This window comes from Tardiphaga sp. 839_C3_N1_4 (assembly GCF_051811045.1).
Classification (GTDB): Bacteria; Pseudomonadota; Alphaproteobacteria; order Rhizobiales; family Xanthobacteraceae; genus Tardiphaga.
Map to the genome: position 1 here is coordinate 1,671,911 of NZ_JBPWQD010000001.1, position 15,324 is coordinate 1,687,234.

Annotated in this window: 14 protein-coding genes; 6 read left to right on the plus strand and 8 right to left on the minus strand. The window is 62.9% G+C overall.

What is annotated here, in order from left to right:
- Positions 1–45: 45 nt before the first annotated feature.
- Positions 46–1,659, minus strand: coding sequence for an MDR family MFS transporter (locus tag AB8A38_RS08370; protein ID WP_439085665.1), 1,614 nt, complete (start codon positions 1,657–1,659; stop codon positions 46–48).
- Between the two features lie 192 nt (positions 1,660–1,851).
- Positions 1,852–2,364 (minus strand): YcgN family cysteine cluster protein, encoded by a 513-nt coding sequence (locus AB8A38_RS08375; RefSeq protein ID WP_068730717.1) that lies wholly within the window; start codon positions 2,362–2,364, stop codon positions 1,852–1,854.
- Between the two features lie 291 nt (positions 2,365–2,655).
- Between AB8A38_RS08375 and AB8A38_RS08380 the strand changes: the two genes are divergently transcribed.
- The 3 genes from AB8A38_RS08380 to AB8A38_RS08390 are packed head-to-tail and all read left to right on the plus strand — an operon-like array spanning position 2,656 to position 6,122.
- Complete coding sequence (locus AB8A38_RS08380; RefSeq protein WP_439085666.1) at positions 2,656–4,944, plus strand: transglycosylase domain-containing protein; 2,289 nt, start codon at positions 2,656–2,658, stop codon at positions 4,942–4,944.
- Between the two features lie 24 nt (positions 4,945–4,968).
- A complete protein-coding gene (locus AB8A38_RS08385; RefSeq protein ID WP_068730494.1) occupies positions 4,969–5,547 on the plus strand; it encodes a DUF1214 domain-containing protein in 579 nt (192 codons plus the stop codon).
- Positions 5,544–6,122, plus strand: coding sequence for a DUF1254 domain-containing protein (locus AB8A38_RS08390; protein WP_068730493.1), 579 nt, complete (start codon positions 5,544–5,546; stop codon positions 6,120–6,122). Before AB8A38_RS08385 ends, AB8A38_RS08390 begins: the two co-directional genes overlap by 4 nt.
- A gap of 32 nt (positions 6,123–6,154) precedes the next feature.
- Here AB8A38_RS08390 and AB8A38_RS08395 read toward each other — a convergent pair whose 3' ends face one another.
- Positions 6,155–7,288 carry a LuxR C-terminal-related transcriptional regulator gene (locus tag AB8A38_RS08395; protein ID WP_439085667.1) on the minus strand — a complete coding sequence of 378 codons (1,134 nt, stop codon included), beginning with the start codon at positions 7,286–7,288 and terminating at the stop codon, positions 6,155–6,157.
- 356 nt (positions 7,289–7,644) lie between these two features.
- Here AB8A38_RS08395 and AB8A38_RS08400 point away from each other — a divergent pair, with 356 nt between their 5' ends.
- Positions 7,645–8,334, plus strand: coding sequence for an outer membrane protein (locus AB8A38_RS08400; protein WP_315841577.1), 690 nt, complete (start codon positions 7,645–7,647; stop codon positions 8,332–8,334).
- 132 nt (positions 8,335–8,466) lie between these two features.
- Positions 8,467–9,447: a sterol desaturase family protein gene (locus AB8A38_RS08405; RefSeq protein WP_315841576.1), complete on the plus strand. Its 981-nt coding sequence runs from the start codon at positions 8,467–8,469 to the stop codon at positions 9,445–9,447.
- A gap of 32 nt (positions 9,448–9,479) precedes the next feature.
- Here the strand turns inward: AB8A38_RS08405 and AB8A38_RS08410 are convergent, their stop codons facing one another.
- Positions 9,480–10,271, minus strand: coding sequence for a hypothetical protein (locus AB8A38_RS08410; RefSeq protein ID WP_439085668.1), 792 nt, complete (start codon positions 10,269–10,271; stop codon positions 9,480–9,482).
- 16 nt (positions 10,272–10,287) lie between these two features.
- The gene (locus AB8A38_RS08415) at positions 10,288–10,494 is read right to left on the minus strand and encodes a hypothetical protein (RefSeq protein ID WP_068730489.1); all 207 of its coding nucleotides are present in this window, start codon (positions 10,492–10,494) and stop codon (positions 10,288–10,290) included.
- Between the two features lie 266 nt (positions 10,495–10,760).
- Here AB8A38_RS08415 and AB8A38_RS08420 point away from each other — a divergent pair, with 266 nt between their 5' ends.
- A complete protein-coding gene (locus tag AB8A38_RS08420; protein ID WP_439085669.1) occupies positions 10,761–11,738 on the plus strand; it encodes a DUF2336 domain-containing protein in 978 nt (325 codons plus the stop codon).
- A 475-nt stretch (positions 11,739–12,213) separates the two neighbouring features.
- Here AB8A38_RS08420 and AB8A38_RS08425 read toward each other — a convergent pair whose 3' ends face one another.
- From AB8A38_RS08425 to AB8A38_RS08435, 3 genes are read right to left on the minus strand one after another with little or no spacing between them, the layout of a single operon-like run.
- Complete coding sequence (locus AB8A38_RS08425) at positions 12,214–12,558, minus strand: DUF1491 family protein (RefSeq protein ID WP_439085670.1); 345 nt, start codon at positions 12,556–12,558, stop codon at positions 12,214–12,216.
- 33 nt (positions 12,559–12,591) lie between these two features.
- A complete protein-coding gene (locus AB8A38_RS08430; RefSeq protein WP_439085671.1) occupies positions 12,592–13,320 on the minus strand; it encodes a peptidoglycan-binding domain-containing protein in 729 nt (242 codons plus the stop codon).
- Complete coding sequence (locus tag AB8A38_RS08435) at positions 13,313–15,154, minus strand: PAS domain-containing sensor histidine kinase (RefSeq protein WP_439085672.1); 1,842 nt, start codon at positions 15,152–15,154, stop codon at positions 13,313–13,315. Before AB8A38_RS08435 ends, AB8A38_RS08430 begins: the two co-directional genes overlap by 8 nt.
- Positions 15,155–15,324 lie beyond the last annotated feature (170 nt).

Here is a 15,324-nt window from a genome sequence, read left to right on the forward strand (position 1 = left end):
AAACGCAGTCTCGCCCGGCCCCAAACCGGCAGATCACGGCTACTTCTATTCCGAAACCAGTGACGGCTTCGCCTTTGCCGGCCCTGCCAGCGGGCGTTCTTCCATCAGCAGCAGGAACAGTGTCGAGAGCGCCAGCAGCGCTGCCGCGGCTTCGAACACGTAGCGGAAGGCGGTGACCATATCGCTGGCTGCGATTGGATGCGCGCTGCCGGCGTGTTCGCCTGTGATCGAGATCTCCGTGCCCAGCGCCATCAGCAGGATGGTCGTGAAAGCGGCAACGGTGAACGACGCCATCAGCGCGCGGAAGAAGTTCATCGCGCCGGTGGCGGTGCCGATCTGTGGTCGCGGCACGGCGTTCTGGATCGAGACGAGGCTGACGGGAAACACCGTGCCAAGTCCGATGGAGAACAGGCCGAGCATCGTCAGCAGCGCCCAGAGCGGCAGCGGCGTCATCAGCGCCAACAGCAGGCCCATCAGCGCCGACATGGCGGTGCCCGCGATGGCCACGCGCTTGTAGTGCTTGGCCTTGGTCATCATGTGGCCGGCAAAAGCAGCGCCGCCGACCGACACCGCCGCGATCGGGATCAGCGCGACGCCGGCCTCGCCTGCGGTCAGGCCGTAGACCACTTCGTAATAGAGCGGCATGTGCACGGTGAGCCCAAGCATCGCGCCCATGGCGCAGCCGCCGGCGGCCATCGCGAAAGGCACCACCGAGCCCGACATCAGCGGCAACGGCAGGAACGGCTCATCGTGATGGATCGCATGCCAGATGAAGGCGAAAGCCATCACCGCTGCAGCGCCGATCATTGCGACGATGGTCGGCGACGCCCATGAAAATTTGGTGCCGCCCCAAGTGAGCACCAGCATGAAGACAACGGCCGAGGCCATCAGCAGCAGGCCGCCGAGCCAATCGACCTTGCGCCGGCGATGGAACACGGGAAGCTTCTTCATCTTCGGCAACAACAGCGCCAGCGATCCGACGCCGAGCGGAATGTTGATCCAGAAGATCATCGACCAGTGCAGATGTTCGGCGAACAGCCCGCCGATGATCGGGCCGCCGATGCCGGCCGCCACCCACACGCCGCTGAAATAAGCCTGATACTGGCCGCGCTCACGCGGCGAGACCACGTCGGAAATCACCACCTGCACGATGGGCAGGATGCCGCCGCCGCCGAGGCCCTGCAAAGCGCGCGCGATAATGAGCACGATCATGTTCGGCGCCAATGCGCACATGATCGAGCCGACCATGAACAGCGACATCGCGGTGATGATCATGGCGCGGCGGCCATAGATATCGCTGAGCGTGCCGAACACCGGCGCCACCGCGGTCGATGCCAGCAGATAGGCGGTGATGACCCAGGACAGGTTGTTCACGTCCGCAAATTGGCGACCGATGGTCGGCAGCGCGGTCGCGACGATGGTCTGGTCGAGCGCCGCCAAGAACATGGTCAGCAGCAGGCTCATCAGGATGGTGCGGACTTCGGCAGGGGTCAGCGGCGCCTTCGCGAGGAGTGGTGCGTCGCCGGGTTCGATCACTTCTGTGGGGATCCGCGACAGTTCCTGCGCGATTTCGTCCGACAGGAGCTCATCCGACGAGATTTCCTCGGGCAATACCTGATCATCGGCCGCTGACCGGCTCTGTCGCTCGAACTTGTTCATGAAACTTCGGATTCAAGGACTTGGGAGGTAACCGGAGAGCCAGATTGGCGCGAACTCCCGCGCACAGACTCTCTTTGGAAGAAATCTATTCCCCTGCCCCGTGCAGCAACAGTTGTTTCCTTGCATGGGAGCGTCCCGCGGCGATCATCTGACCGTCATATGCGCGCGATCGGACACCGCGCGCCGCGGATTCTACGCCGGCCGCTTCTTCAGCTTCGCCTTGCGCGGCAGCAGCGCCGGCCAGGTCACGATGTGATCCTGCAACTCGTCGTCGGAGATCGTGTCCTCGCTGCCCTCGACCCGCCCCCGCACCGAAACACCGGCCTCATGGACCGTGTCGGCGCTGCCGGAAATCAGCGGATGCCACCAGTAGAGATCGCGCCCCTCGGCCGCGAGCTTGTAACCGCAACTCGGCGGCAGCCAGCTCAGAGTGCGGACATTGTCGGGGGTCAGCCGCACGCAATCGGGAACATGGTCGGAGCGGTTCGGATAATCCTTGCAGGCGCAGAGGCCGGCATCGAGCAATCGGCAGGACACATGGGTGTAATAGATCTTGCCGGTATCCTCGTCTTCTAGCTTCTCCAGACAGCAGCGTCCGCAGCCGTCGCACAGGCTTTCCCACTCGGCGCCGGACATTTCTTCCAACGTCTTGGTTTTCCAGAACATTCCCTCCTGTGCGGAAGGACGCGGGGGACGCGCGGTCATGCGATTTGAATCGATCCAGGTTGCGGCGAAACGCCCTTCTAGGAGTTGCGATGCCGGCTCTGCAAGCAACATCGTGTCGGCCGGCTCGCAAACAAGGGCAAAACCCGGATGTCGTTAGCCCTGCTGCGCGAATGACGAGCAATGCCATTGGTTTATCCGCCCTGCTCGGCTAGAACTTGAACGACTCTCCGGCGGCCGCAAACCTGCCGCCGGGTTGCCGCATTATTTCAGCATGACGTCCGCGCGGTGCCGGTGGGTGCACGCGAGCGCTGCAACAAACCAAGGGCCCCTGTGCCTCAGATCGTGCCATCCCGTTGGAAGACCAAGTTCCGGCATTTCCTGCTGGATCTGGATGCGCGCATCGATTCCGGCCTGTTCTCGTCCGGCCGCGGCACCCGCGAACTCTGGGAACGCTACTCCACCTTCATGGACCGCTTCTATGTCGGTCGCTGGAAGCGCTGGGTGTTCATCGAGCCGCTGTCGGAAATGGCCACCATCGGCCTCGGCGGCCTGATCCTGATGCTCGCTTTGGCGCAGCCGGCGTTTCGCGAAACCGCTGATGAAGACTGGCTGAAGAAATCCGACCTCGCGGTCACGTTCCTTGATCGCTACGGCAATCCGATCGGCAGCCGCGGCATCAAGCACAACGACTCCATTCCGCTGGAAGACTTCCCGGACAACCTGATCAAGGCCACCCTCGCCACCGAGGACCGCCGCTTCTACGATCACTTCGGCATCGACATCGCCGGCACCGCGCGCGCACTGGTGACCAATGCGCAGGCCGGCGGCGTACGCCAGGGCGGCTCGTCGCTGACGCAGCAGCTCGCGAAAAATCTGTTCCTGTCGAACGAGCGCACCATCGAGCGCAAGGTCAACGAAGCGTTCCTGGCGATCTGGCTGGAAACCCGCCTGACCAAGAATGAAATTCTGAAGCTCTATCTCGACCGCGCTTACATGGGCGGCGGCACGTTCGGCGTCGACGGCGCAGCGCATTTCTATTTCAACAAATCCGCGCGCGACGTGAATCTTGCGGAAGCCGCGATGCTCGCCGGCCTGTTCAAGGCGCCGACCAAATACGCGCCGCACATCAACCTGCCCGCCGCGCGCGCCCGCGCCAACGTGGTGCTCGACAATCTTGTCGATGCCGGCTTCATGACCGAAGGCCAGGTGTTCGGTGCGCGGCGCAACCCGGCCGTGGCCGTCGATCGTCGTCAGGAAATCTCGCCGAACTACTATCTCGACTGGGCCTTCGACGAGATGCGCAAGCTCGTCGATACATTCCCGAAATCCTATGTCGAACGCGTCTTCGTGGTCCGCACCGCCATCGACATGAATGTGCAGCGCGCCGCCGAAGCCGCCGTGGAAAACCAGCTCCGCCAGTTCGGCCGCGACTATCATGCGACGCAGGCCGCCACCGTGGTGTCGGACCTCGAAGGCGGCGTCCGCGCCATGGTGGGCGGACGCGACTATGGCGCAAGCCAATTCAACCGCGCGGTGGACGCGATGCGCCAGCCCGGTTCGTCATTCAAGCCCTATGTCTACACGACGGCGCTGCTCAACGGTTACAAGCCGACCTCGATCATCCTCGACGGCCCGGTCTGTATCGGCAACTGGTGCCCGCAGAATTACGGCCACTCCTATTCCGGCAATGTGACGCTGACGCAGGCGATCACCCGTTCGATCAACGTCGTGCCGGTGAAGATCTCGATTGCGCTCGGCAAGGGCGCGCAGAATCCGGCCAAGGCCGGCCGCGTCAAGATCGTGGAGACCGCGCGCCGCTTCGGCATCACGGCGCCGTTGCTTGATACGCCGTCGCTGCCAATCGGCTCCACCGAAGTCACCGTGCTCGAACACGCCGTCGCCTACGCGACTTTCCCGAACAAGGGGCGCTCGTCGAAGCCACATGCCGTGCTGGAGGTGCGCACCGGCGCCGGCGACCTCGTCTGGCGCTTCGACCGCGATGGTCCGAAACAGTTGCAGGCGATCCCCGCCTCCGTCGCCGCCGATATGGCAGGCATGATGAGCCACGTGGTCAGCGAAGGTACCGCGCGCCGCGCTGCACTGGACGGCATTCCGACAGCAGGCAAGACCGGCACCACGAATGCGTATCGCGACGCCTGGTTCGTCGGCTACACCGGCAACTTCAGCTGCGCAGTCTGGTACGGCAATGACGACTACTCGCCGACCAACCGCATGACGGGCGGCTCGCTGCCGGCACAGACATGGCACGACATCATGGTCGCCGCCCATCAGGGTATCGAGATCAAGGAAATCCCGGGCGTCGGCGCGGGTACCAAGAATCCCGCCGCAGCCGTCTCATCCGTGATGGCCGCCAACGCGCAGGACGCCAAGCCCGGCCCGCCGCCGGTGCTGACGCGCCGCGGCGCCGACGTCCTGCTGCGTGTCGAGAAGCTGCTCGACGACGCCAGCAAGACCGCCGGCCGCACATCATCCAACGAACCGTTGAAGCCCCGCGCCTCCTCGGCGCTGGCCTTCCCCGAGAGCTACGCGTCGGCGAATGATGCACCGGATGCCAAGACGACCACATCCGCAACCGCCCCCGCGTCGCGCAAGAACTGAAGCTGCTATCATGACGGTGCGCACGTGCGGCTGATCTTCCTCACGCTTCTGGCGCTCGCGATCGCCACTGCTGTCGGTCTCGGTCTGACCTGGACCACCGCGACCCGCGGCACAGACCTTGGCACGCTCACCATCGGTGCCTGGACTGCGCGCCCGCGCACGGGCACCAGCGAGATCGATCCCTATGCGCGTGCGTCCATTGCACGGTCGGGCGAATTGCCGATCGGCACGGGCGACGGCGTCACCTTTACCGCCACCACCGACGACAAGAAGAAGCCGCTGGACGGTCGCTGCGATATCGTCGTGTCAGGCGTGACACCGGCCGCACGTTTCTGGACGCTCTCGCTCTATGACACCAAGGGCCGTCTGGTGCCCAACACATTGCAGCGCTACGGCTTCACCAGCCAGGAAGTGGTGCGCAATGCCGACGGCGCGTTCGAGATCCGCATCGCTGCACGCTCCCGCGCGGGCAACTGGCTGCCGACATCAGCGCTGGAACGCTATGTGTTGATGCTGCGGCTGTACGATACGCCGGTTGGCGTTGCCACCCGGACGCAGAAAGACGCACCGATGCCCGCCATCGCCACGGTGAGCTGCCCATGATCCGGCTGATGTTCGCGCTCATCGGTGGTGTCGTGCTTGGCGGCATCGTGCATCTCGTCAGCGTGCTGGCGCTGCCGCGCATCGCCACGCAAGACGCCTATTCGCGGCTCTCCTCGGTCACCAAGGAGAATACGGTGTCGCCGCTGCCGCAGACCGAGCCGGCCAATGCGCTGCTGCCATTCATGGACCCGGCCTTCGCCATGGCCGTCTGCCGCTACGACCTGGCCAAAGGACCGATCAAGCTCACCGTGCCGGTCAGCCAGTCCTACACATCGGTGTCGTTCTACACCCGCAGCGACGTCGCCTATTATGCGATCAACGACCGCTCCGCCGGCCGCCGCGTCATCGAGCTCGATCTGATGACCGAGGCGCAGCACGAGGCCCTGCCCGAGGAAGAGGACGTCACGTCCGCCGACCGCCTCATCATCGACTCGCCGACCGCGACCGGCCTGATCGTGCTGAAGGCGCTCGCCGCCGAACCCGGCCTGATGATCCAGGCCCAGGCATCCCTCGCCGCATCGAATTGTCGGGTGCAGACCGATCCGCCGGCTGCGCCGGTGAAGGGCAAGCGCTGAGCGCTCGCTATCGCGCCATCAGCTATACCGAGCTATCCCGTTGCCAGCGGCGTGCCGATATCCGCCACGAGCTTCACGAGATCAGCCTGCCGTGACCTGCCGGTCTTGGCGTAGATCCGGTTGAGATGCGTCTTCAGCGTATTCTCCGAGATCCCGAGCGAAGCGGCGGTCTGGGATGGGTTGAACCCTTTTCCGGCACTCACGAGCACGCGCGCTTCGGCAGGCGTGAGCTCGAACAGCGTTGTCAGGACGGCCTCGGGCATCGGAGAGGCCGAGGTCGTTGTCGAAACGAAGACGGCCGCACATGCGGGGCGGAAAGCGGCGCGCGCCGTACCATCCGTCAAAGGCAAGACATAGGCGACAGCGGGCGGTTGTCCTGCCGCCGACACCGGCAGGCCAATGCCTTTGGCGCCGAGCGAGAGGTCCGATGCAGCGCTTGCGATCGCCTGCAACAAGGCATCGCCCATCAATGCGTTCTGTGCCTGAATGGTTCGCCCCTGACGCAGGATCGGACCATCAGTTGCGAACATGCGTTCGGCGCTTGCATTGGCATGGAGCACAGATCCGACCGCGTCGGTCAGCACGACCGGCACTGCAAGGTTCTCGAGGGATTCGCGAAACAGATGCGCCGTCACGCGCACGTCATCGAGCAGGTCGCTGATCATCGCAGCCCTGCGCAAATGCGGAGACAGCAAGGTCAGAAACCGTTGATCCTGGGCAGACACGGCAGCCTTGTCCGCCCAGGTGGTGCAGCCGAGCAGACCGATGCGATCCGGCGTGTGGACAAACTTGACAATGCACCCTTCCCGCAATCCCTGCGGTCCGGCCCAATTGCGAAAGAACGCGGTCTGCTGCAATTCACTTTCGGGCATCAGCGAGAGCGTGGATACGGGCGTATCGATATCGCCGACAACAGCAGCTTTCAGGCCCGGAATATCATCGAAACTGTAGTCCTGCAGCGCGCGCATGCGCTCGGCATCCCAGGGCGACTGGGCAGCAAACCGGCCGTGATTGTCCGACGTGCCGGCTAGTGCGATCGTGGTGTAGGCCGCGTCCATCGTCTGCGTGATGCGGGTGAGAACACTCGACCATCCCTCACGGTTCAGAACGCAGTCGTAGATATCTCCGATGATTGAAGAGAGTACGTCATTGTCGACAACGTCCATGAACATTCCAAATCCGTGATTACGCGCGCTCTGGTGTGGCAGGGCGAGATCGAAGTCAATTTCCGGACGCGCACACGCAGCATATTTTACCACATCATACTTCGGGGTGATGACACGGAATTCCGCAGCGCTTAGCACTGGCGAAGGCGATTCCGGACTTTCGGGGGCGCATATGAGGGGCCTGCTGTCCGGTGGTCCTGCATGGAAGTCACGTCTCGAAGTGCTGGAGAGCTCGATGTCGAAATCTGCTAAATTGGCCCTGTGATCGGCTGCGTATTGTCTGCTTCAACGCCCGCGCTAACCGCGGACAATCTCGCTCAACCGCACTACAAGGCGCCCCTCGTTGCGCCGGCTCCGTGGAGCTGGACCGGGTTTTATGTTGGCGCCCATGCCGGATATGGCTGGAACGATGCGAAAGTTTCGCTGGTCCCCGGCGCCACCTGGGGAGCCGTGGTGGGCAATGGCTGATCGACAACGGCAGCCCTGCCCTCCAAACATCCGGTGCGCTGGGCGGCCTGCAAGCCGGTTACAATTTTCAGACTGCCAACTGGGTGTGGGGCGTCGAAGCGGACTTCTCGTTCGCAGACATCAAAGGGGGCCGAAGCACCGGTTCATTGGTCCGACCTCCGGCGGCGACGTTGGCAGACCGCTCATTCACCGAGCATGACAACGTGAAATGGGTTTCAACATTCCGCGGGCGGCTGGGCTACGCCGTACAACAAGACCTGCTGGTCTACGCAACCGGTGGCCTCGCGGTTGGACGTCACGATTTCTCGCAAGCCGTCGTTCGATCCGTGGGTTTCAGCTTCAATGATATCCGCAACTCCGTAAGCGAGACCAAAGTCGGCTGGGCGGCAGGCGCCGGCCTCGAATATGCGCTGTCGCGCAACTGGTCGGTCAAAGGAGAGTATCTGTATATCGACTTGGGCAAGGTCGGCACGACCGGGGACAGCAACACGGCGCCCGGTTTTGGCCTCACCATCAACAGCTCAAGCCAGGCCACACTGCATACTGCGCGCGCGGGGTTGAATTATAAATTCGACTAGGACGATCTGCCGCGACCATTTCCCGCGTAGAAAACGTCTAGGGACCCCTCTGGCGTAATCTGCCTGCAATCTCCCGCAGCGAAGCTCCGCATCCATCGCCGACCCACGAATCGGCGCGAATGCGGAGCCTCCATGCAACACGACCAAGAGCCGTCCCATACGGCCGTCACCTATCTCCTGTCCCTGATCTGGTGGCCGCTGCTGTATTTCGGGGCGCTGCTCGGTGCCGGTATGGCTTTCGCCAGCGATGCCCCGCTGTTCTGGTTCAATGTCGTCTATGCCGCGCTTCTGCTGACGATTGTGCTGCTCGAACGCATGACGCCGCATCGCGCCGAATGGCTGGAGCATGATGGCGAAACGCTGAATGATCTCGGTCACACGCTGCTGACCAAGGGGGCGGCGCAACTGGCCGTCGCGGCGACCTCGATTGTGCCGATGGCGGTGGCGACCGTGACGCGTGCAGACGATCACGCCTCGCATCTGTGGCCGACACAGTGGCCGCTGATCGCGCAGGTCGTGCTGGCGCTGGTGATTGCCGAATTCGGCCTCTACTGGTCACACCGGATCGCGCATGAAAACCTGTTCTTCTGGCGCTTCCATGCGCTTCATCACAGCGTGGTCCGGCTCTGGGTGGTGAATACCGGACGCTTCCACGTGATCGACTCGCTGATCAAGATGGCGCTCAGCCAGGCGCCGCTCTACCTGCTTGATGCGCCGTTGCCGGTCTTCCTCTGGGTCGGCGCGGTGACGGCCATCACCGGCCTCCTGACCCATTGCAATGTGGAGACGCGCACGGCGCTGTTCGATCCGATCTTTGCGACGCCAAAACTGCATCGCTGGCACCATTCGAAAACGCTCAAGGAAGGCAACAGCAACTATTGCGAGAACATCATGGTGTGGGATCATGCGTTCGGCACCTATCTCAATCCCGCCAAGGCGTCGCCGGATCGGCTCGGCATCAGTGGCAACGTCGCATCGGATTTTTTGGGACAGATCGTGCAGCCGTTTTCGCGCAAGGGCGCGCGGCAGATTCTTGGCCGCCAGACCAAGCCGGATGATCAGGTGAAGCCAGTGGAAACGTCCGACGCCGTGGCGCGGATCAGCGAAGCGTAATCCGCCCTACGCTTCCAGCCCTACACGTCCAACTATCCGCCGACCTGAAGCACCTTGCCGGGGCGCACTGGCGTGAGACTGCCGGCCACGGCCGTAGTCTGCGCCGCCAATTCGCCGATCAGCATATCGGCGCTGGACGCCATGCCATCGGGGGCGTGGATCACCATGCGTTCCAGCGCCCACTTATAGGACGACACCCGGCGCTGCAGGCATTGCTCGACCCACTGCACGATCAGCGCGTTCTCATCCATGCGCGCGATGGCGTCGACGCGCTCCTTCGGCTCCAGCGCCGACACCAGCTTCAGGCTGGCATTGCGCTTGCGATCGAGCTCGACGACTTTCGCAGCCGTCGCATAGAAGGCTTCGAAGCGAAGGATGTCGTCGCGCGCGTCATCCATCAGCACGCTGTAGCGCGACGTATGCGAGCGATGCGGCTCGTCGATCAGCAGCCGGCCATAGGCCGTGCGATCGTAGGTGACGTTCTGCCGCCATGGCGATGCGATCGGCTTGTAGTCGCCGAACACACTCTTCCACAGGGGGCGCGAATGCGGCGGCTCGATCAGCGGATAAGCGAGATCACGCATCTGGCGCTCCAGATCGGTGAGCTGGAATTCCGACGACTTCAGGCCGACGCTGCCGGTCGCCTCGACACCGATCCAGCGATGCATGTCGTCGGTCACCGCATTGTTGCGGGTACGACCGAAATCGCCGCCGGCGCAGCCGCCGAGCGTGCTGCCGATCAAACTCGCAAATATGAAATACGGCACAAGAAACGACGTCTTGCGCCGAAGCCGTATCCGGTTCGGATGGGATATCGCCGACATCAGAATAATTCCGGGGTCAGGAACGGGCGCGGCGCTTGCGGCGGCGTCCCGGTGCGGTGCCCTCTTCCGGGCCGCTGCCACCATTGCTGTCGTCGATCTGACGTTCGATTCGGATCACCGGCAGGATCAGGATTTCCGCGGAGGTTTCGCGGGGAGATGGCGCCACATTCACACCCAGCCGTCGCGCTGCCGCATCCGCCGGGAACTTGATGATGGTGCTCATTATCCAGTCTCTCCGCGCCGCTTCGCCCGTTTTGCCGACGCACGGTCATTAAGGACATTCATGGTTAATGGCATGTTAACGCCGCGCATCGTCGGGAAAACGGCTCGCAGACACCGCGCGATATCAGCAGATGCGCATGCAGCTTGCGCCGCATGATTGAAGCGACTCGTCGGAATGAGATCTGCCTCGGCCAACGGCCCATGGTTAAACACATATTAATGCGTCTGCGATAATTTGAGGCAAGGTTCCCTTAGTAAGCGTATGCCATGCCTGCCTCACCTCCGATGTTTCCGGGCTTTGACGGATTGCTGACGCTCTCGCGTCGCGAAGGTGTGGACGTGCGACCGACCTTGCTGCGCGTGCTGACGGATCTTTATGTCCAGGCGCCGAACCATACGATCGACGAAGAGAAACAGTTCGTCGAACTCACCGCGCGCCTGATCGATCAGGTCGATGACGCAACCCGCGCCGCGGTGCGCGCGCGGCTGTCGATCTATCCGAACACCCCGCGCGCGATCCTCAACCGGCTCAATCTGCACCCGACCGAACCCGGCCAATCGGTGCCGCTCGCGCAGCCCATTTCCGCCGCGGAATCTCCCGCGCCCACCGTGAAGCAGCCGAGCGAAGCGCAGATGCGCGTCGCCGCCAATATGGCCATGGCACCCAGGGACGCGTCCGAGATCAGTACGCTGTTCTTTGCCGCGTCGAGTAGCGAGCGCGCGCAGATCCTGCATAATCTCGCCGAAACGCCGCTGCGGTCGTCAGCCCGTATTCCCCAGGCGCGCGCCGCCCGCGCCATGCATATCCTCGAAATGGCCGCCTTTGCCGAAGACCGCGACAACTTTGCGCGCGAGCTGAGCGAAGCCCTGATGCTCCCCGCCAGCATCGCCGAACAAGTCGTCAACGATCCCGGCGGCGAGCCGCTTGCCTGCTGCGCCAAGGCACTCGGCATGAAGAGTGAAATCTTCCAGCGCGTGCTGCTGTTCCTCAATCCGGAATTCGGCACATCGGTGACCAATGTCTACCGGATCGCGCGGATGTATGACGTGCTCAGCGAGCGCTCGGCACTGATCATGGTCGCCGCCTGGCGCGGCGCTCATATGGCAGCGACCCGCGCCAAGTTCCGCCCCGCACTCTATGACGATGAACGCCAGCGCGCACGGCCGAGCGCGCCGCAGGCACGGCTGAGCGTTCAGCCGGGCGAGGATGTCACGCGCATCACGCGGAATTCGTCGGGCCGTTAAAATTGAAGCAGTGAAGGCGTCGAGAAAGATACGCTTTTGTACCAAGCTGCCCCGATGAGCGTTTTGCCTTTACCCATATGGGTTCGAAACACACGCAGAACCATCCTATGCGTCGGCATCGGATGGCCCCCGATTGCCTATATGATATCCCTCGACCATGCCGCAGGCGGAACTTGGTTCGCTATAGGCAGCATATTTCTGGCAATAGTCTTTCTTCCGGGGGTTCTGCTTCTAACCTTCGTGCTTCCGACTTACAGAAGCAGAATCATTGCAATTCCCCCGCTTCTACTTTTTATCTTCTGGCTGATATCCCGCCAGTCACACACCTATGACGGCTTCTCGCTACCGGTCCCAATGGTGCTTTGGTTCTGCAGTTTCATGGCCATCGCGATGCTTATTCCGCAATGGTCGAGCATTGAGTTGACCACCCGACGGCTCTTTCGGTGGCAAAGCAATTGGCGCTAAAGAGTTGCCGCTACCCCTTCGCCAATTCCAGAAAATGCCGTCCGGCCTTGTCCTCGGTCTCGACGATCCAGACGTCGGGATCGAACGAGATTTCCTTCTGCAGGCGTTCCTCGATCTTGCGCTCTTCAACGGGCTGAGGCGGTGACGGCGCGAAGACGCGATCAACAGGGCGGCTCTCGTCATAGGCGCTTTGCGGCGCCGGCGTGTAAAGCATCGCGGTGCCATCCAGCAGCGCAACCTTCACGAACACGGCGCCCGCCTCCTCCGCACCACGACGGCGCACGGCGCCGAACACGCCCTCGGTCTGGCAGCGGCGCAAATATGCGGCCACCCATATTGCTGACTTCAATCTCATGGAATCGACGATAAGCCAGCCGCAGGGCTGGCGCTAGTCGATCGCGCGTCCGGTGACGGTGGCGAGTTCGCGCACCATGCGATCGGACACCTGCCCGGTCACCGGAAGCTTGCGTTCGCGCTCGAAGCGCTGGATCGCAGCCGCAGTGTCCGAGCCGACATTGCCGGTCGGCTTGAGCTGACCATAGCCGTATTCGGTGAGCGCCCGCTGAACAGCGGCGACACGGCGCGTATTGGTGATGAGATCGCCAAGCGGATCGGTGCGGGTCGCATTCGGGATCGCCGCAGGCGGGCGTGCCACGGCGCCCGTGGTCGCCGGTGACGCCGGTGGTGCCGGCGCCTTCAGGAGATTGCCGACCGGATCAGCCGCGCGCTGTTCGACGGGCTTTGCCGCGAGCGATGGCTTCGGCTCATTGGCGCTGTTCACCGGCTTGGAATCCAGCATGCGGGAATCGAGCTTGGTGTCCGACGAAGCAGCATCCAGCGGACGCGGCTTGGGCAGCGGATTGGCGACCTGCGCCGGTGCCGGAAACGCAACGACGGTGCTCGAACCGAACATCGGCGACGGATGATGGCCCTTCTGCAGGAAAATGGCATTGGCGATGATGGCGCTGACCGCGGCGAATGCGATCAACCCTGCGAGCATGTCCTTCGGGCTGTGCAGCAGCACGCGCAGGACGATGCCGCGCTCCGCGGGCTCATCGACGATGGCGACGGCGCGGCCGCGTTTGGACTTGATCGCTTTGGAACTGGCTTTAGGCACTCTTCTTCACCTGATGGGCTTGGTCGGACGGCGCGGTGCGCGCCGCGGGATTCAAGATCGCGATATTGCTGACGTGTTCAGCCTGCGGCGTAAACTCCAGCGGCAGCGCGATTGTGATGGTGGTGCCTTCGTCGATCCGGCTCTGCACCTGCATCTCGCCACCATGCATGCCGACGAGGCTCTTCACAATGGACAGGCCGAGGCCGGTGCCCTCATGGCGCCGCTGATAGGTCTTGCCGGCCTGGAAGAACGGATCGCCGATGCGGGCGAGATCGTCCGATGCAATGCCGACGCCGGTATCGCTGACGCGCAGCATCAAGCGTGATCCTTCGACGCCCGCTGCCACGGTGACGCTGCCGCCGCGCTCGGTGAACTTGATGGCATTGGACACGAGATTGAGCAGTATCTGGCGGAATGCGCGCGGATCGCCATTGACCTCAGGCAGATCCTTCGGCGCATCGGTGATGAGATCGATGCCGTTCTCGCGCGCCTTCAGCGCCAACAGATTGCAGCAATTGATCAACGTCGGACGCGGCGCGAAGGGCTCCGGCGAAATCTCGAAATTGCCGGATTCCAGCTTCGACATGTCGAGGATGCCGTTGACCACCGACAGCAGGTGCTGGCCGGAATCGTTGATGAGCTGGGCATATTCCTTGCGCTTGGTCGCATCGAGCATCATCAGCTCTTCCTGCACCAGCATGTCGGAGAAGCCGATAATGGCGTTCAGCGGCGTGCGCAGCTCGTGGCTCATGGTGGCGAGGAAGCGCGTCTTGGAGGCATCGGCGCGCTCGGCTTCGATGCGGGCCTGCGCCAGTGCCTCTTCCTGCAGTTTGCGGTCGGTAACATCGCGCAGCACCGCAACGACTTCCGCATCGGCACTGGGCGACGAGATATCAGCGCCCTGCTCCATCGGCCGGCAACGCATTTCAACCCAGATGAATTCGGCGCCAGACGGGCGCATGCGATCATTGCCGCGCACGACATCGCGGCGCAGGCGGAATTCGACGCTGCGGGCTTCGCCGCCGCGCGCGGCGTCAGACAGAGCCGTCAGATAGGCCGGGCGATCCGCGACATGGACGCGATCGAACAGGCCATGGCCGAGCAGCCGCTGCGCCGGGGCGCCGACCAGTGCTTCAGCCGCCGGCGAAATGAACTGCACGGCGCCATTGTGACGATGACGCGAGATCACGTCGCTCATATTGCGCGCCAGCAGGCGATAACGGTCTTCCTCGACATAAAGCAGCGAGACGCTGGTGCGCGCTAGCGACTCCGCGCCGAAGGCGAGACCGGCAGCGTAGATGGTAGCGGACGCGACGCCGAAGGCCATGAACACGCCATGGCCGGCGACACCGGCTTCGGATACGGGCAACCAATCGAGGCTGGTCAGCACGATGAGAATGCCGACGCAGGATAGCGCCAGCGCCGATGCAAAGGCGACGATACGGCGCGAAGCCGAGAGTGCCGCCTCGATCGGCACCACGACAAGCCAGATCGCCGCGAACGAATTGATGCCACCGGTGGAGATCGCCATCATCATCACGAGGCCGGCGAGTGCGACGGACGACAGCACCTGTGCGCTTTCATAGCGGCCGGTACGCGACAGAAAATATGAGCAGAGGATCGGCGCCATCAGCCAGGCGAAAGCCGCGACCTCAATCGCGTTCGGCGCGCCGCGCAGCGCGAGATAGACAGGAAAAGCCGCAAAGGCCGCAAGGCTGCCGAGCAAACGCGGCGCCATGAATGCACGATGACGCGCACTCGTCAGCGCATCGTAGCGCACTGAAGGGTGCAGCATGGCATCAAGGCAGTCGCGAATGATGGTCGATACTGTCACTGCTCTCGCTTCGGCTTGATCGTCAAATTCAGACGCGCCGAAACGCCTCCTTTTATCGTTGCGCCAACGTGTCAGAGCGACATTAAGCGAACACTAAAGTGACCGCCGCGTTCGCCATGCCTAACGTGTAAGTGCTGATTTAAGAGGAGTTTTCGCGTTTCCATTCGACA

What these genes read in the sequence shown, in the direction of transcription:
- AB8A38_RS08370 (WP_439085665.1), bottom strand. Translation starts at nt 1,659, where the DNA reads ATGAACAAGTTCGAGCGACAGAGCCGGTCAGCGGCCGATGATCAGGTA.
- AB8A38_RS08375 (WP_068730717.1), bottom strand. Translation starts at nt 2,364, where the DNA reads ATGACCGCGCGTCCCCCGCGTCCTTCCGCACAGGAGGGAATGTTCTGG.
- AB8A38_RS08390 (WP_068730493.1), top strand. Translation starts at nt 5,544, where the DNA reads ATGATCCGGCTGATGTTCGCGCTCATCGGTGGTGTCGTGCTTGGCGGC.
- AB8A38_RS08395 (WP_439085667.1), bottom strand. Translation starts at nt 7,288, where the DNA reads ATGGACGTTGTCGACAATGACGTACTCTCTTCAATCATCGGAGATATC.
- AB8A38_RS08405 (WP_315841576.1), top strand. Translation starts at nt 8,467, where the DNA reads ATGCAACACGACCAAGAGCCGTCCCATACGGCCGTCACCTATCTCCTG.
- AB8A38_RS08410 (WP_439085668.1), bottom strand. Translation starts at nt 10,271, where the DNA reads ATGTCGGCGATATCCCATCCGAACCGGATACGGCTTCGGCGCAAGACG.
- AB8A38_RS08415 (WP_068730489.1), bottom strand. Translation starts at nt 10,494, where the DNA reads ATGAGCACCATCATCAAGTTCCCGGCGGATGCGGCAGCGCGACGGCTG.
- AB8A38_RS08420 (WP_439085669.1), top strand. Translation starts at nt 10,761, where the DNA reads ATGCCTGCCTCACCTCCGATGTTTCCGGGCTTTGACGGATTGCTGACG.
- AB8A38_RS08425 (WP_439085670.1), bottom strand. Translation starts at nt 12,558, where the DNA reads ATGAGATTGAAGTCAGCAATATGGGTGGCCGCATATTTGCGCCGCTGC.